The 17,384-nt window shown below is 42.2% G+C and carries 16 protein-coding genes; 10 read left to right on the top strand and 6 right to left on the bottom strand.

Going from position 1 to position 17,384, the window contains the following annotated elements:
- Positions 1-75 precede the first annotated feature (75 nt).
- Positions 76-1,203 (bottom strand): glycosyltransferase, encoded by a 1,128-nt coding sequence (locus ADU22_RS13905; protein WP_053362689.1) that lies wholly within the window; start codon positions 1,201-1,203, stop codon positions 76-78.
- A gap of 41 nt (positions 1,204-1,244) precedes the next feature.
- A complete protein-coding gene (locus tag ADU22_RS13910) occupies positions 1,245-1,940 on the bottom strand; it encodes a galactosyltransferase-related protein (protein WP_053362690.1) in 696 nt (231 codons plus the stop codon).
- Between the two features lie 380 nt (positions 1,941-2,320).
- Here ADU22_RS13910 and ADU22_RS13915 point away from each other — a divergent pair, with 380 nt between their 5' ends.
- The 3 genes from ADU22_RS13915 to ADU22_RS13925 all read left to right on the top strand — a co-directional run bounded on the left by ADU22_RS13915 (position 2,321) and on the right by ADU22_RS13925 (position 5,236).
- Positions 2,321-3,094 carry a GT-D fold domain-containing glycosyltransferase gene (locus tag ADU22_RS13915; protein WP_053362691.1) on the top strand — a complete coding sequence of 258 codons (774 nt, stop codon included), beginning with the start codon at positions 2,321-2,323 and terminating at the stop codon, positions 3,092-3,094.
- Positions 3,095-3,170: 76 nt separating this feature from the next.
- A complete protein-coding gene (locus ADU22_RS13920; protein WP_053362692.1) occupies positions 3,171-3,875 on the top strand; it encodes a glycosyltransferase family 2 protein in 705 nt (234 codons plus the stop codon).
- 263 nt (positions 3,876-4,138) lie between these two features.
- Complete coding sequence (locus ADU22_RS13925; protein WP_053362693.1) at positions 4,139-5,236, top strand: YheC/YheD family endospore coat-associated protein; 1,098 nt, start codon at positions 4,139-4,141, stop codon at positions 5,234-5,236.
- A gap of 310 nt (positions 5,237-5,546) precedes the next feature.
- Here the strand turns inward: ADU22_RS13925 and ADU22_RS13930 are convergent, their stop codons facing one another.
- Positions 5,547-5,963 carry a hypothetical protein gene (locus tag ADU22_RS13930; protein WP_053362694.1) on the bottom strand — a complete coding sequence of 139 codons (417 nt, stop codon included), beginning with the start codon at positions 5,961-5,963 and terminating at the stop codon, positions 5,547-5,549.
- A 258-nt stretch (positions 5,964-6,221) separates the two neighbouring features.
- Here ADU22_RS13930 and ggt point away from each other — a divergent pair, with 258 nt between their 5' ends.
- The 3 genes from ggt to ADU22_RS13945 all read left to right on the top strand — a co-directional run bounded on the left by ggt (position 6,222) and on the right by ADU22_RS13945 (position 9,925).
- Complete coding sequence (ggt, locus tag ADU22_RS13935; protein ID WP_231687889.1) at positions 6,222-7,859, top strand: gamma-glutamyltransferase; 1,638 nt, start codon at positions 6,222-6,224, stop codon at positions 7,857-7,859.
- Positions 7,860-7,898: 39 nt separating this feature from the next.
- Positions 7,899-9,509 (top strand): L-lactate permease, encoded by a 1,611-nt coding sequence (locus tag ADU22_RS13940; protein WP_053362695.1) that lies wholly within the window; start codon positions 7,899-7,901, stop codon positions 9,507-9,509.
- Positions 9,510-9,643: 134 nt separating this feature from the next.
- Positions 9,644-9,925: a hypothetical protein gene (locus tag ADU22_RS13945; protein WP_053362696.1), complete on the top strand. Its 282-nt coding sequence runs from the start codon at positions 9,644-9,646 to the stop codon at positions 9,923-9,925.
- Positions 9,926-9,941: 16 nt separating this feature from the next.
- Here ADU22_RS13945 and ADU22_RS13950 read toward each other — a convergent pair whose 3' ends face one another.
- The gene (locus tag ADU22_RS13950) at positions 9,942-10,940 is read right to left on the bottom strand and encodes an NERD domain-containing protein (protein ID WP_053362697.1); all 999 of its coding nucleotides are present in this window, start codon (positions 10,938-10,940) and stop codon (positions 9,942-9,944) included.
- A gap of 397 nt (positions 10,941-11,337) precedes the next feature.
- Between ADU22_RS13950 and ADU22_RS24990 the strand changes: the two genes are divergently transcribed.
- A complete protein-coding gene (locus ADU22_RS24990; protein WP_197280059.1) occupies positions 11,338-11,484 on the top strand; it encodes a hypothetical protein in 147 nt (48 codons plus the stop codon).
- A 108-nt stretch (positions 11,485-11,592) separates the two neighbouring features.
- Here ADU22_RS24990 and ADU22_RS25415 read toward each other — a convergent pair whose 3' ends face one another.
- A complete protein-coding gene (locus tag ADU22_RS25415; protein WP_286132280.1) occupies positions 11,593-11,715 on the bottom strand; it encodes a hypothetical protein in 123 nt (40 codons plus the stop codon).
- A gap of 143 nt (positions 11,716-11,858) precedes the next feature.
- On the opposite strand from ADU22_RS25415, the gene ADU22_RS13955 reads away from it, so the two are divergent.
- Together ADU22_RS13955 and ADU22_RS13960 are read left to right on the top strand one after the other, a co-directional pair.
- Positions 11,859-12,179 (top strand): hypothetical protein, encoded by a 321-nt coding sequence (locus ADU22_RS13955; protein WP_053362698.1) that lies wholly within the window; start codon positions 11,859-11,861, stop codon positions 12,177-12,179.
- Between the two features lie 370 nt (positions 12,180-12,549).
- Entirely contained in the window at positions 12,550-13,596 is a 1,047-nt protein-coding gene (locus ADU22_RS13960; RefSeq protein ID WP_053362699.1) for a YkvI family membrane protein, read from the top strand.
- A 54-nt stretch (positions 13,597-13,650) separates the two neighbouring features.
- On the opposite strand, the gene ADU22_RS13965 is transcribed toward ADU22_RS13960, so the two are convergent.
- The gene (locus ADU22_RS13965; RefSeq protein ID WP_053362700.1) at positions 13,651-14,622 is read right to left on the bottom strand and encodes a glycerophosphodiester phosphodiesterase family protein; all 972 of its coding nucleotides are present in this window, start codon (positions 14,620-14,622) and stop codon (positions 13,651-13,653) included.
- A gap of 434 nt (positions 14,623-15,056) precedes the next feature.
- Here ADU22_RS13965 and ADU22_RS13970 point away from each other — a divergent pair, with 434 nt between their 5' ends.
- The gene (locus ADU22_RS13970) at positions 15,057-17,366 is read left to right on the top strand and encodes a glycoside hydrolase family 3 protein (protein ID WP_053362701.1); all 2,310 of its coding nucleotides are present in this window, start codon (positions 15,057-15,059) and stop codon (positions 17,364-17,366) included.
- The last annotated feature ends 18 nt before the right edge of the window (positions 17,367-17,384 follow it).

Raw genomic sequence — 17,384 nt, forward strand, 5'->3', positions numbered from 1 at the left:
TCCGTTTGCAGCAGAAAGGAATCAAGACTCGCATTGGAAGGGCAACGATTAGTCAACATCTGAATAGACCTTTTACTAGCTCGGTATGCCGGGGTTCATCTTTCGTCTGTAAACCTGAAGCAGTTCGGTTGTTACTTGTTCAATACTAAATCTATTTTTTACTATTTCGCGGTTTTTCTTACGATCCGTATCCACTAAGGATTGGTCCGCCAGAAAAGCCTCTGCGATGTCTTTACAAAAGACGGCTTCGGAAAACTCAGCTTTTCCTGCATGATCCCCAAAATGGAGGAGACAAGCTTCATGAAAGTTTTTTGGGGTAATTAAGCCTAGATATCCTGCCGATCCGGCAGCTATGACTTTTGTTTCACAAGCCATAGCTTCCAACGCAATCCTGCCGGTACCCACTACACAATCTGCACCGCAGTATACTTTTTCCATGTCTTTTCTTTCACCTAAAACATGAATAAAATTTTCCCCGTGCTGCAAATTAATTTTCCTGGCTTTATTCTTTACCAAATTGAATCTTCTTTTGTTATTGGGGCTGCCGCCGACTATTGCGACATGCATGTTGGGCAAAAGTTTCCTTCGTACCACCGGACATGTTGTTATAAAGGCATCACATAAGTTGAATTTTTTTCGATTGCCAAGTCGTGCAGCGTAAACAATAAGAGGGGTATCAACAGGTATCCCTAACTGAAGCTTAAGGTTTCGTTGATCAATATTTGGATGATATTTTGTCATGTCGATTCCATTAGGAATGAAAGTAGAAGAAATCCCTTTAGCGGATAGCCACTGCTGAATAGGGAAACTTACACTAATATAGCCGATATTTTTATGTGTTAATTTGGAAAAAACATCATAATAGGTACCGTGAACCGTATATATGAGCGGGAGATTGAGTTTGCTGGCGACATTGTCAGCTAACTCTGCAGATTTATCATGGCTATGAATGATGTTTATTTGATGTTTTAAAATAATTTGTCGAACTTCTTCTAACCGTTTGGCTGCAGTTTTGGAGCCAATATAAACGGGACAGCCTAGCAAAGTAAAATCATCATGAATATTTCCGCCCGAAAAACTATATAGGATCACATCAATCCCGCAATGGATTAACTGTTTTGTTAAAGAGAGGGTATGAGTTTCTGTCCCGCCGATATGCAGACATTCCAGCATCATTAATACTTTCATTTGGGAATGGGCCATAATCTTTCCCCTTCGCTATAGACCATTGATTCTTTTTTTATCTAATCTTTTACTCTCTCATTAATAATATTAAGCATCTTCTTCTTGCTCTTTCCCGCCTGAACATAACGTTTTAGCAGGGCGCAATTCGCATGGTAATGGGGGTTGGTTTTCGTTCTCACCCTCGGATGCCATAAATGAAAGATATCTGTATCCAGCCTTAAATAAGGACCGCATAAGGTGTTGACTGAATGGCCAAAGGCATCATCTTCAGCTCCGTATCCGAGGAATCTTTCATCAAATCCGCCAACTGTTTCAAAGGTTTTACGGGGAATAATATTTATCCCGCCCACAAAATTACGTGCTGCGGCATCTGCCGATTTGGATACTTCAAACTGAATTTGTGCAGGCCAGGAAGGCTCGGTATTTAAGAGTGCCTTCGTACTTTTTTTTGAAATATGTTTAACACGGGAATAAGGAATGATCCAGGCATGCTCATTGAGAAGGTGAACGGATTTATTAACAATGTAAGGATCTAAAAATATATCAGCGTCAACAATAATAAATATATCCCCTGTTGCTTGCTTGGCTGAATTATTTATCGCTTCTGCTCTGGAAAAAAGAGGCGTGCTGCAATCGCTGATGCAAATTTCAGATTCAGGCAGCATTTTGTTGTAAAATTCTTTGACCCAGCTAAACGCCCTATCCCTGGGACCATTATCAGGTCTATAGGGCATAAGGATTGATAATTTCCCCATCACAGCCTCCCATTTTTAAAAGAATAAAACTCAATTATTCAAGCTATGAATCCCCAACCAAGACTTTTAGATTGTTAATCTGCTTGGTCTTAATTGCCCGTCGACAATATGATATGCCTAAACCAGGATAATTGCTTCCATTTTTAACGAACTTACTCAATATTTTTTATCCATAATACAGTGAATCCGCTGGGTCATTTTATCATTTTATTAAAAAATAAAGGAATGGCCCAATATCTTTAATAGCCTTTTTCATAAGGTGGATAAAGGGTTAGATACTACATCGAATGGTATCCACAAAGGTATTAATGAACAGTCAATCTAAGATTCTATTTCTTGAACTAGGTTGCTGAAAACTTACAAAAGGCTGGGAAAGGTAAATGAAGGATGCACAACTTTTAAATAGTGAAATGCTTATGAATAAAATTTTGGACGCCTTAAACAATAAAAAACCACTTTCCGTCATATCAGTTGGTGCAACCGAATCATTTGTGATGGCCCAATATACCATTTTGTCTGAAGAAGAATTTATGAACCATCCGGAAGCACATGTAGCTAACAAGGGGATACGAGCAGGCCTTAAGCATCGAGGAGTCCGGTTCCCAAATATAAGGCTGCGTGATGAGGTAGTTGAGGCCGTTCGAAAAGCTGATATCATCGGTTACAACACCATTGTCAAAACAATGGACGCTGGACTATTAACGGAAAAAGTATTTGATGCTTATGATATTAATCCCCCTTATATTTTTGAAGCAAATCTTCGACGCGTATGTATGTTTTCTCAAAAAGAAAAATTCGAAGAAATGCTAAGAAATAAAAATATTTTATTAATTAGTTCGATTGCTGATAAGGCAAAGGCAGGACTTGATAAAAAATTAAAAGAAAAACTAAAGTTCAATATTGTGAGGACCATAAGTATTTATGAATATGAAGATATTCCTAGGGTTAAAGAGGAAATTTCAAAAGAAAATTTCGATCTGGCATTAATTGCTGCAGGTACAAATGCAATCATTATTGCTGCCCATATAGCTAAAGAATACGGAAAAGTGGCAGTTGATTTAGGTTCCGGGATGAAGAGTTTATATACGGATAAAATTGTAAAAGATCGATGGCTAAAAAGCATTATTGGTCTGGACAATATTATGAAGATGTAATTGGTTCAGCATATCTGGATTAATTAACTGATCCATCCTCATGATTCAAAAGAGGGTTTTTGGGAGGAATAGTCAAATGAGCGAAGAGTCAGTATCCATCGTATTAGCAACAAATCGACCTGAATCTTTGGATAACATATTTGCTAACTATGAACGTCAACTATGGAAGGAAAAAGAGCTTATCATAATTTTGAACAATGATACGATGGATCTTGAAACTTGGAAGAAAAAAGCAAATGTTTACAGACAGGTTTCGGTTTTTCAGTTGCCTGAAGAAACACTCCTTGGTGATTGTTTAAACTTTGGAGTAGAGAAAGCAAAATATCCGTACATTGCTAAAATGGACGATGACGATTATTATGGTCCATTGTATTTAACAGAGGCAATGACAATGTTGAAACAAGCAAACGCAGATGTTGTTGGAAAACGAACGTGTTTTATGTACTTAAAGAATGAAAAGGAGCTAAGGCTGAGGTTTGCAGGAAGGGAAAAACGAGAGGTAAGCATCCTGCAAGGAGCAACGATCTTTACGACTAAAAAGCTGCTTCAAGTAATTCCATTTGGGAAGAAAAACCTTGGTGAATGTCTGCATTTCCTGAAAAGATGCAAAAAAAAGGGATATAAAATATATTCTTCAAGTTGCTATAATTTTGCAATCGTAAGAAATCATGCTAAATCCCATACGTGGCGTCCTTCAAATAAATACCTATCGAAAACATCAAGATTATATACACGTACAGAAAGCTTCGCGGAAATTGTGAATGTCCCAATGAATAACTAGAAAAGTCAAGATTGGTCTTTTGCCCATACCTACCAGGGATCATGTGAATATAACTGTGATTAAGGTCCGCGAATATCTATGTCAGGGGCAACGGAAGAGGTATCTCTTTTTATTGGTTTGAGCGAAATGGAAAGTCATATATTTTTAGCAGACGATCCAGTTACACAAATTTGAAGATAAAAAAGTCGATTATCGGGTCATTTTATAAAACATCTTACAATATGAAGCTTTTTTTATAAAAAGAGCAGAGGGGTATGCGATCAATGTGTTATGTAGGCATTATAGTTAGTTCTATCGTGTATAGGAGGTTTGCAAAAGGGAAATTCCCCCATAAAGAAATTTTCTTTTATGAGGAAGCAGGGAAAAAATATGGCCTGACTCCGTGCTACTTTAGGTTCGACGATATATATGAAGAGAGGGATGAACTGGAAGCGTTCGTAAATGGTGAAAATGGTAAATTTGTGATTAAAAAAGTTCCTAAACCTGAAGTTATCCATAATAGAAGTTTTATCCACACAATTCAGCAAAAAAGGAAGTTACAAGGACTGCTGGAACAAGGAATCATTATTTTTAATCAGTATAACCGTTACCCAAAACTTGAAATCTATGAAATTCTTAATCAGAATGAAGAATTAATTCCTTTTCTGCCAGAAACAGTTAAGGGGAGTTCTTCCAGTTTACTTAAGATGATGGAAAGTCACGATGAGTTGATAATTAAGCCCAATAAAGGAAGTCTGGGAAGAGGGGTGGTAAAATTATCCTGGGTTAATAAAGAACGATGGGAGCTTAGTTACTTTGTGAATAAGTCTTTAGAAACAGAAAGATTTAAAACTATTTGGCCAAAAAAACTAAAACAGCTTATGTTAAACCCGAATATGATTGTACAGGAAAGAATTCCCCTTGCTCATAGCAAAGACGGTGTATTTGATTTAAGGGTTTCTGTACAAAAAAATGATCAAGGAGCCTGGCAAGTTACCGGAATAGCAGGTAAAGTTGCAAAAGAAGGAAGCTACCTCACGAATGTTGCCCAGGGAGGGCGTTGTAAGACGTTAGAACTGTTATTACAAGATATGTCTCATTTGGATCCAGAACAAGTAAGGAAAGATATTGAAAATCTATCCATTAAAATTGCAAAGCAACTAGAATGTGAGCTTCCTCATCTAGCTGATGTAGGGCTTGATATTGGGATTACGCATGACGGCTTTCCCATGTTCATTGAGTGTAATTGCAGGGATTTAAGGTATTCCTTTAGAAATGCAAATCTTTTAAACGAATGGAAAAAAACCTATGAAACCCCGATTGGATATGCGAGTTATCTATATAAACAAAAAAAAGGCGCGGAGAATTATGAGGCAATGTGAAAGTAGAGCATTCCTATTACCATTTGGAGAGAACAAATCTGCCAGCCTAGCTGATTTGTTCTATTTTTGTGCTGTTAAGTATCTACCAGACCAGTCTGAAAAACATGCTTACCTGTATAAGAAAAATAAAGTTGTAGACAGAAATTTGCTTATCTAGGGGGGAACTCTGTTCATGCATTTTGTGCCGGACTCAGGCAAGGAATGTTTTTATCCAGTCATTAACATAACAGTTTAGAAAATCAGAAGAGGTCTGCCACTGCTGGTACGCCAAAGCAGTCGCAAACCCCTATAATCCCAGCCTCTATATTAACTAATCCTCCCTCGCCCCCGCATTATAATGTCTGACACTCCTAAACCACTTTTTCTTTTTTAAGTACTTTTCATTAAGAACAAGGACTTTCCCGTTCTCGGCAGCTGCGTATTTGCGGTAAATGGAGTTGTATTTTTCGAAGGCGAAGTGCCCTGCGACATAGGTTGGCATGATGATGGCCATGAGAATGAACAGATTAAGAATGAATGAAAAGTCATGACCAAGAATATAAATCCTCATAACCGCCTGAGAGGCAAAGGCAACCATTAAGATGATTACCACATTGCAAATATGAAAAGCGAACACACTTCTATCTTCACGAAACATTCGCTCCAGTTCAATTTTAAACGTTAGTGTGATGAACACTGCAATCACAATGAAAATAAAGGAAACAAAATACGTAAAAACCGTTGCCATTTTACCCGTTCTCCTCCCAATATTATCCTCTTTCCAGCATTGTAACATAACCAATGGAAAGAATCCTGCCGGGCAGTAAGAGAGTGCCTGCTGAGTTTTCCTTTTTACAAAAAACACAATGAGACATTTTACCCTGCTCATGGTGTTTTATTTTTTTAATAAAACGTTTTCCCTATAAAAGCCTAGCCGTTTTTTTAGTTTACCAGGTAAACGTAGTGGGAAGGGAAGTAGTAGGCAAACCATTGAAGGAGGTATATTTTGAACAAGAATTACTCTTTTCTGGAAACAGGCAGGCCGGTCATGACCGGGAAAAATGGGGCAGTAACTTCGCCTCACTACTTGGCTACCCAAACAGGAAAAATGATTCTCGATAAGGGTGGCCATGCAGTAGAAGCGGCAATTGCAGCTAATTCAGTTCTTTGTGCTGTGATTCCGCATATGGCTGGACTCGGCGGGGATTTATTTGCGCTGGTCTGGGATGGGCATGAGAAAAAAGTCCGGTCATTAAACGGCAGCGGAAAATCCGGAAGTCAGGTGAACCGGGCAGTATATGAACAAAAAGGGCTTGATGAGATTCCGGAGCGTGGTCCTTTAGCCGCAAATACAGTTCCCGGCACAGTTGATGGCTGGTGGGAACTGCACCAAAAGTATGGGAAATTGGAGTGGCACGAGCTGTTTGAAGACGCCATCCATTATGCCGAAAACGGTTTTCCCATTACTGAGAAGGTATGTGCATTTATTCACGAAAAGGCCGATTTGTTAAAGCGTTTTTCAGGAACTAAACAATTATTCTTCGATAATGGACGTCCGATCCAGGCAGGAGAAATTCTCGTACAGCCTGATTTGGCATGGGCTTTCAAACAGATTTCCAAAGATGGCAGAGAGGCTTTTTATAAAGGGGCCATAACAGATAAAATCATCGCTTCAATGGAAAAGCATGACGGTTTACTGATAAAAGAGGATTTCGCTCATCACAGTTCTGAATGGGACGACCCGATTTCTACAAATTACCGCGGATACGAAATCTTTCAGGTGAAACCCAACACACAGGGGATTGCTGTCCTGATGATGTTAAATATGCTGGAACAGTATGATATGTCTGTGATGCAAGATGGTACGCCAGATTATTACCATCTGCTTGCAGAGGCGAGCAAGCTGAATTTCCGTTTCAGGGATGAATGGGTAACGGACCCCAACTTTATTGAAATACCCTACGACCAACTACTGGACAAGGATTTCTCAATTAAAGTCAACGAGCATTTTTCCCAGGACAATGTTTTTCGTGTAGAAGAATTGGACAAGCTCCCTTCCATTAAACAAAGCAGGGATACAGCGTACCTGAGTGTTGTGGATGGGGAAGGAAACAGTATTTCCCTGATTCAAAGCATTTTTCATGAATTTGGCTCCGGATTTATCCCGGAAGGCTGCGGTTTCCTTCTGCAAAACCGCGGGTCTTATTTTAGCCTGGACCGGGAACATCCGAATTCCCTGGAGCCGAATAAGCGGACGTTCCATACCATTATTCCGGCAATGGCAATGGAGGATGGGAAGCCATTTATGCTTTTCGGAACAATGGGAGGCGAAGGCCAGCCTCAAACCCAGTGTGCCATGCTGACGAGAGTGATTGATTTTGGCTATAACATTCAGCAGGCAATTGAAGCACCTCGCTGGCTGTATGGGAAAACATGGGGCGAAGACAGCTCGACGCTGAAAGTAGAGGCTAGGATACCAACAGCCATTATCGATGATTTAAAACGTCGCGGTCACGAAGTCGAGATTGTTGAAAACTATTCCCAACAAATGGGCCATGCACAAGGCATCATCATTGACCCAGAAACAGGGGTGTATAGTGCAGGAGCAGACCCGCGAGGAGACGGGATTGCCTTAGCCTGGTAAATTTATTTGAAGAAAATCTAGTAAAGGAGGAATTTCGAATTGGATCATAATCTTCCGGTTGATTTACTGCATTGGTCTTTGGCGGTTCTGCCATTGGCCTTGCTTTTAATCATGCTGATCGTCCTCAAATGGTCTGCCGGTAAGTCAGGCTGGATTGGGGTGGCGGTCGCAGCGTTAATAGGCTTCTTTATGTTTGAAGCTTCTCTGGAAACACTGGCCGTGGGATTTGGCAAGGGACTTTGGGAAGCTTTATTCATTCTGCTGGTCGTGTGGTTTGCGTTATTGCTGTACCATTCAACAGAGGAAGCTGGAGCATTTGAAGTCATTAGGGAGGAAATAAAGCAGCATAGTGAAAACTATTTGTTTCTTGTGCTCGGTTTCGGCTGGGTCTTTTCATCCTTTCTGCAGGGAGTAGCCGGATTTGGGGTGCCAATCGCGGTAGTAGCTCCTCTTTTGGTCGGATTGGGCGTAAAACCGATTGCGGCCATCGTGATTCCGCTGATTGGACATGCCTGGGCGAAGATGTTTGGCACGCTGGGAATCGGGTGGATTGCCACAACCAGTGCTGTAAACATCGAGGATACGACTGCTACCCTACTTTATACGGCCATTCTTTTGTGGATCCCAAACCTCATCGCCGGATTTATGATTTGCTGGATGGTCGCAAGGTGGAAAGGTGTGAAGGAAGGCTTTCTGGCCGTCGTTGTCATCTCACTGATCCACGGTGGAGGCCAACTGGCCATTGTCACATTTAATCCCGAACTTAGTGCGTTTATACCCGGCATTCTGGCGGTAGGAGCGCTGTTCCTGCTGTCGAAAATGAAGCGTTATAGCGAAAAGGCGGGGCTGGAAGATGAAACGGATATTATCGAAGAACCAGAGACAGATCCGGAAGACAAGCCGGACATCTCCCTTCACCAGGCTTTGATGCCGTATTATGTTTTGACGGGATTGAGTATTGTGTTTCTCGGCATACCACAAATCCAAAGCTTTTTGGCACAGTTTGAGTACGGTTTTTCCTTTCCGGCAGTAGAAACAGGGTATGGATTTGAAATGGAGGCAGAAGATCCATATTCACCGATTGCCCCGTTAACACACCCAGGGTTCTATTTGCTTCTATCCTATATTTTTTCCCACTTCTGGTATAAGCATTTAGGTCTGACTAATGAGGATACAACAAAAAATGTTTTTTCCAAAATGAAGGACAATGCCTTGGGTGCAACCTTGTCGATAACAGGTTTTCTTACGACAGCCATGATTATGGAAAATTCCGGACAGACAAATGTACTTGCATTGGGGATTGCGGAAGTTTCATCACCGGTCGTTTACGTAGCATTGGCAAATGTAATCGGGATTATCGGGGCATTTATGACATCTTCCAACACTTCGTCCAATGTTCTGTTTGCACCGCTGCATGGATCTGTTGTCGACTCGATGGACAAATTATCGCTGCCAATCGTAATCGCCGGGCAGTCTACGGGTGCATCAATCGGCAATGTCGTTGCCCCTGCTAATATTGTCCTCGGAACAAGCACAACGAATACCCAGGGGCAAGAGTCCGAAGTATATAAAAAGACAATCCTGTTCCTGCTCATCTCAGGTGTCCTCGTATCAGCAACCTCCGTTCTCCTGTATTTCCTATTTGGGTAATGAAGGAAAGCAAGAAGGTTGTTTTGGGTGATGGATAGGAGATAATATCCCATATTGGTTTAGTATTATGCAGTGGAGGAAGCAAAGGGGACGTCCCTTTGCTTCTTTTAAAACCTATAAAAGGAGGAGAAAAGATGTTTAATGAAGAGTATGAACATCTGTTGAAGAAATCAGTTCATGTTGCACCAGACTGGTTGAAGGAGGATGTCGAGAGCATTGTGGAAAAGGAACCTAATGCTGGCATCAGCTATCTGATCTCAGAGTTGTTTCACACATATACATTTGGCATCAGGCATATCCTGTCGGCAAGACATCTATCAAGTGAATGGTCCCAGATCTCAAGAGAACGATTGAATATTATCGATAATAACATCGATATTATTGTGGCTCTTTACCATGAAGCAAAGAAGAAGTAAAATCTTGGGCCTGATGTTATGCATTTTGCAGGCTGTGGTAGCGGGTTTCTAGCTGTTCAAGGAAATCGGCTGGGCGATGGTAGACCCGGCCTTTTTTCTCGCCAGTTGCCGGGAGGTTTAAGGCGGATAGCATATAAGTTGCTGTCTTTATTGAATCAATCCCTAAAAAATTCCTGAATTCCTTATTGGTAATGGTGGGTCTTATCAATAGGAAATAATCCAAAAGCGCATAACGGTGGGCAGTCTTGAAACTGTCGAAACAGCGAGGGCAGACCCAGACCCGATCTCTCCTCCTCATCTGGCAGGTCAAACAATTCGGGCATAGGACTCCGGTCATAATATCTTCCTGTGAGAGGCCATGAGTTTTTTCAATGGCAGGAAAGTGTGGAGTATCTTCTTGTAAAAGTAATCTGGAGGTTTTTTTGAACTCTCTTACAGTTAAAATATCCTTCGTGTGACTTGAGGTAAGGTCGAGGATTTTGTTTTTAAGGTTCTCGGCTTTACAAACGTGGCGGAGAATTGCTGGGTGTGATGTTTGGATGATCGCCGATTGATTGCTGACAACTACGAGAGGGATGATTGGGATGGGAGGAAGACGGTGGATTTTAAACCAGTCTTGTAGCTGGTCTTTGTGTTTCTGTGCTTGCGAAATGGGATTGTTGTAGCCCTTTTGTCCATTCGTGGAGGTTTGACTGAATTGGTCTAAACTAAAATGAAGATTGCCAGACATGTGTTTTGTTTCAATTGCAAGAAGATATTTGTAAGATAATACTGGTGAATCAATTTGGAAGTGGTGGTGTTCGTGGGGAAGGCGTAAACCGCCGAAAAGGTGATGATGCTTGTCATCAATAAACTTTAAATGAAAGTCAGTCGTCATTTCTCCGCGATACCCAGCCATAAATTTGCGTATATCGGTTTCTAATTGGGGGATTTTGGGGTGATCGGTGTCCAATCTTGCGATGAGCGCAGAGTTAAAAAGAACATTTAGCGGAATTGGGCGGGGTTTTATAATCAAAAATGAGCCCTCCTTATAGGGTTTGAGTCAATCATACATCGAAAAGAAGGTATTTTTCTTGAAGTCCTTGGAGATTTTGTGACTTTTGGTCATGATGTGCCTAGATAATACGAGTACTAGGATTAAAAAAACATTTAATGCTGGTTAGGGTCAATATAATGCTGGTAAGATGAGATTTAATGCTGGTAAGCGCTGAGATAATGCGAGTACTGAGATTATAGCAGCAAATTTAATGCGAGTACTAGCATTAGATTTGCGTTTAAACCGAGTACTAGCATTAAAGGGAAAAGTATACAGACACTCGGTATGTAGGTTGGATTGAGAACTCTTTACACAAATGATTAACCCCACTCCTCAAAGGGAAAACTTCTAACAAAAACCTCAGGAGGAGAACTCAGTGAGAGATAATAAAGAAAAATCCAAGTTTCAAAACAAAGAGTCATTTGAAGAAACGCAAACAGACAACGGCCTGGAATCCGTAGCAGAAGGATGCGATTTCGCAGAAGGAGAAAAAAACAAATCCCCACACTGCGAAGAATCCTGACCGGTGCCTGACCCCCACCACATTAAAGCGCTAAACGGTGCCTGACCCCCATTGCGGTAATACGTCACCGCACTGGGGGTCAGGCCCTTTTTGTCAAACTTTGTCCATTTATTCAATCTCCCATGGGTGTTCATCCATGAAATAATGAAAGTACTCCTCATATTTTTCCCTGGCTCCGAAACCAGGCTTTTTCGAAACCACCTCTTTCCTGCCACTTTGTATTTCTTTCATCACAGTATCTTTTTTCTTTCATCCTATTTCGCAAAAAAAATCCACAACAGGAGGGACAGCCCAAACAGGATATTTATGTCCGCTTAATTTTAGTCTAAAGACGAAAGCATAATGGTTTATTTAACCTTAAGGAGGGTAAAATGATGGGTCACGATATTATGGGTTACAATAAAGCAGGAGCAGAAATTGCTTATGCTCGTTTCAGCATGGGAAATTACAATGCCTTGATTCTGTATAATTTGCTTGATGCGGAAAATTTTTATGCTGGAGTCAGCGGCTGTGGAGATTTCTCAACCTTCTCCTTGCCACATATGGAAAAGGCCTTAAATGAATACCAACAAAAATATGGAAAAAGGGGATCCGGCGGAGAAGTAGATTGGGATTTAAAACAAATTCGGGATTTTATTGAAAACTGTTTAAAAACCGCACAACAAGAAGGAAGTATACGCGTGTACTTTGGCTAGTGCCTTGGTGTTCTGAACGGCCTGACTCCAAGTGGAATTTTAAACAAGTGGTACGCCCTCTTTTTGAGCCAGGGTGAGGAGAAATCTGGACCAGGCTAACAACCAACATACTTCAGGAACGGTAAAATCATGCCAAATTCAATGAAATAGTATGACCACTTCTACCTACCACTTTTCAATTTCCCCTTTTGATCTTCACTTTGAACGACCGATTCCCACTATAATTGTAAAAGCATGAAACCAATCCATAGAAAACCGTGCAGGAAGAATCATCGAGATGTGTCCACGCTGGAAGCAAAGGGTACGTTCCTTTGCTTCTGTAAACTTTTCCATTATACTGGACAAACGGGCAACTAGAGGGGGAATATGTATGAAGAGAGTTTTGAAAATTGGGAGTGCTTTTATAGGCGTGATTGTGGGGGCCGGATTTGCCTCAGGTCAGGAGGTTCTTCAGTATTTTACTAGTTTTGGCCTGATGGGAACCTTTGGGGCATTGGTGGCAACTGTATTATTTGCTTATGCGGGAATGACGCTCGTTTGGCTCGGAAGCAGCATGAAAACGGGCTCGCACAAGGATGTCATCTATAAGGTAAGCGGCAGGTATCTGGGGGTCATCATTGATTATATTCTTATCTTTACACTGTTTGGTGTAGGGGTGGTCATGATTGCAGGTGCAGGATCCAACCTGAATCAGCAGTTTGGTTTGCCGGTTCTGTTGGGGACTACCCTTATGGCCCTTTTGATTCTTTTGACCGGAATGCTGAAGGTGGACCGGGTGGTAGGGATCATTAGCGGGATTACTCCATTCCTGATCCTATTTGTCGCGATTATTTCTGTATATAGCTTCATAAGTACGGAAGGATCATTTGCCGCTTTGGATTCGATCGCCAAGGAACAGCCGACGACTTTGCCTAATTGGTTTATTTCTGGTATCAATTATGTGTCCTTTAACACGGCAGTTGGAGCTTCGATGGCGATTGTAATGGGGGCGGCGGAAAACGACCGGAAAACGGCCGCTTTAGGTGGACTGGTCGGAGGTATCGGACTGGGCATTCTCATCCTGGTAAGTCATCTGGCTATTTTTTCCAAGATTGACAGTGTTGGAGGCATGGACATGCCGATGTTAATGATCGTCAATAATCTTTCACCTGTCCTGGGGACCATTATGTCCATCGTCCTTTTTGCGATGATTTTCAGCACGGCGATCAGCATGTTTTATTCCTTTGTGGCTCGTTTCGCCGAATTAGGTACACCAAAATTCAAAAAGTTTTTCATCGGAACGATGATTGTTGCATTTGCGGCCAGCTTTGTCGGGTTTACAGACCTTGTCAGCTATTTCTACCCGCTTATTGGCTATCTTGGCTTGGTCCTGATTGCTGTCCTGATTTATGCACCAATCCGAATGAAAAGAATTTAGAGCAAGGGGACGGTTCTCCTGCCTCAAATGAGGCAGGAGAACCGTCCCTTTGTTTTACTTAATAATCGGAGCTATAACATCGACCCGATTGGTCCATACCATTCCGTTGTAGCCGGCAGGAATGCGCTCGACGTCTTGTTCGTCATCAAAGCCTTCGGACCATCCACCATTCCCTGCAACAAGAACGACTCTTGTATTGGCCTCATCCATTCTGTTTAGAAACTTGGCAGGATATCCCCATAACCACGGTGCAATTTTCTCGGGAATGTGCAGCTGGGTATTTTCACAGGCTTCAGGTGTATATCCCGTCCAGCCACCGGCGATATAAGGAAGCAAACAGCTTTTCATCGAATCCATCGACATGATCCGGAGGTTCGGTAAATATTTATTCAATGCGTCTATTGGATGATTCCCTCCATACGCTGATAATTGGCTGATTCTTTCATCAGGGAAGGCTGAAAGGTACTCCGCTAATTTCACTCCCTCATTCGCATCATCGCTTTTAATGTTGATTAGGAATTCCTTGTCAGGGAAATGGGTGAGCACCTCATTCAGGGTTGGCATCAATCCGATCCCTTTGCCGCGAAATGGGTAGGTTTTCCCATTATCGGCTGAATAGCCGTAGCCAACATCCAGCTTCTTTAACTCTTCCATCGTATGATCCCTTGTGACGCCTTTACCATCCGTTCGGCATTCCAGGTTCCAATCATGGAAAACGGCAAATTCCCCATCTTTGGTAGGATGGATATCCAGCTCGACAACATCTGCGCCCGCCTCAAATGCAGCCTCCATTGAAGGAATCGTATTGCCAATATAAGGATGCTCCGGTTCAAATATCCGCTCAGCTGTACATGTATCATTCTGGATTCCTTCCATTGGATACGTTTGTGACATTCCAACATGGGCGAGGAGAAGAGGGTTCCCGCTGCGTTCTTTCGTAAAAAGATTGCTATTGTTGGCGAACATAAATAGAACCAACAAGAGAAAGATCAGTGCTGTTCGTTTTAAGGCTTTTTTTAATTTCACTTTACATGCTCCTTATTCATCTAAAATCAGTCGGCCAATGTGGCTCGTCTACTATTACTATATAGTAATAATTCGGCTGTTCAACAATGTATCTTAAAAAAATATGATAACTAAAGCGGTAGGGCTTCACTTGGGCACTCCAATAGGACTAATTACTCAAATATTATGAATCTTTTAATATAAATATTGTTTCTGTAGTTGGTAATATGATAAGCTACTACTAATTAATTTGTTAAGCAATCTAATAAATTAGTCAATTTAACTACTACATGGTGGTTTAGCTGCTAAAAATGGCAACGCATACATAATGGACCGGCAAGCGATAAGTTTGCAAAAAGGAATTTTTTTCGTCAAATTTGGAAGCGCATTCAATAGGCGTGCCTGCCAGATTAGCAGCTTGACAATAATTTAGTTGAAAGAGGGAGGAAGGAAAAATGGCTTCGATTTCTAAGCAAATCAAAAAATCGTCAAAACTGAGGAAAAAGATTCTGGCAACAGCACTTACTCTATCATTAGTGGCTCCAGTGATTGGGCCAGGCGTAAGTTTGGCAGATGACCAGGGGTACACGGGAAAAGAGGGGGAAGCCTCTCCATATACTGGGTTGGGATCGATCACTACTTATAAAGTGAAAGCATCTGAAGGCCAGCCGGAAATTGAAGTAGCCGAGCAAGACCGGATTCTTTCGCTTGATGGCAAAAAGTTCAGGGATGCCAATGATAATCGGCGTTTAGACGCTTATGAAGACTGGAGAAAACCGGTTTCAGAGCGTGTAGCCGATTTGATCAGCAAGATGACCCTCGAGCAAAAAGCTGGGATGATGTACATCAATACCCACACTCCGGTATTGAATCCTGAGGATGGAAAATTTGTAACCGATGACAACGATGATATCATTGTCGATAAAAAGCTGCGCCATGTTATTTACCGCCAATCGCCAAACGTTGGGGATGTGGCAAACTATAATAACCAATTGCAGCAATTAGTTGAAGGAAGAGAGCTGGGAATTCCTGTCGTTGTGACTTCAAACCCAAGGAACTCGGCTTCTACTGACTATACGAATATCTCGAACGTTACCGACCAGCATACTTTCTGGCCAGGAAACCTTGGACTGGCAGCAGGAAGAGATGTTGAAGCGGTCAGTGAATTCGCCGAAATTGCTCGCGAGGAATGGAGAAAAGCTGGTATTCGCAAGGTGTATGGCTATACCGCTGACATTGCGACCGACCCGCTTTGGGCCAGGATTGAGGAGACACTCGGAGAAGATCCAAAACTTGCCGGGGACATGATCTATGAAATCATTACAGGATTCCAAGGAGAAAGAGAAACATTGGATTCAGACAGTGTGGCTATCACGGTGAAACACTTCCCTGGCGGCGGTGCCCGTGATAACGGAAAGGATCCGCACTTTGCAGACGGAAGCTTTAACATTTTCCCTACGGAAGGAAGTATGAAAAAATATCATATTCCTCCGTTCCAAAAAGCAGTTGAAGCGAATGTCTCATCTGTCATGCCTTATTATGCCTACCCAAGCAATGACAGTGCGGATCAGGGCTTGCCATGGTTCAGTGAAAGTGAACAATTTGAGGAAGTCGGCATGACGCTGAATAAGCATATGCTGGACTATCTGCGTGCACCAATTAGCGAGGGCGGTCTTGGTTTTAAAGGATATGTGAACTCCGACTCTGGTGCCGTTGGGAACAGTGCCTGGGGCGCACTCCATCTTTCCCCTGAAGACCGTGTGGCAAAAGCAGTAAATGCCGGAACCAATATCATCTCCGGTGGTGCAACACCAGAGCTTGTCATTAAAGCCGTTAATGACGGGACGCTATCTGAGGAAAAAATTGATGAATCCCTGACCTACACACTTACCGAAATGATGAATCTTGGCCTGTTTGAGGATCCGTATGTCAATCCGGAAGAAGCGATTGCGGTCGTGAATGATGAAGAGCACAGAGCTGCCGCTTACGAAGCTCATCAAAAATCGGTCGTACTGATGCGCAACGATAAAGTCAAAGGTCAAAAGCTGCTGCCTCTAACCGAAGAAAAGCTTGAGGAAGTCAAACTGTATGTAGAAGGGTTCATTGGGGCAGTAGCTCCAAGAAATCACCAAAATCCTGAGGAGTATATCGCTGTCGAGTCTGAAAAACAGTCTGCTGCATTTACGGAAAGCTTGAAAGAAATCCTTGCTGAAAAATACCCGAACGTAACGGTTGTCAACACCCTTGAGGAAGCAACGCTAGCTTATGTGTATGTGAAACCAGTACAGTCCAACTGGGATAACAATCCACGTATCACGATCGGTCCGGAAACAGGAGTCACCGATGTGGATGCCATCGTTGACATTCAGAAAACTGTTCCAACCATAACGGCCATGAATTTTACGAATCAGTGGCTGATTAACAAGCTTGAGCCAAATGCTGCCGCCTTCATCGGCACTTTCGGCACCCTGCAGGAAGCTGTTTTTGATGTGATCACTGGTGAATTCAACCCGGTTGGAAAGCTTCCATTCGCGATTCCAGCCAGTGCGAAAGCAGTAGAACGGGAAGTAGGGGATGTACCAAGCTTTGCGCCTGAAGAGTATAAACATTTCACTTACAGGACCAAAGGCGGCGACAAGTACGAGTACGGATTTGGACTTTCCTTTAACGAAGGTCAAACAACTGGTAAACCAGCCCATGCCGGGGAAACCGGAAAGCCTGGCCACGCTGGAGAATCCGGAACACCTGCTCACTCTAATAAATAACAAAAAGGGACGGTTTTT

This window comes from Bacillus sp. FJAT-27251, from assembly GCF_001273925.1.
In the GTDB taxonomy this organism is placed as follows: domain Bacteria; phylum Bacillota; class Bacilli; order Bacillales; family Cytobacillaceae; genus Mesobacillus_B.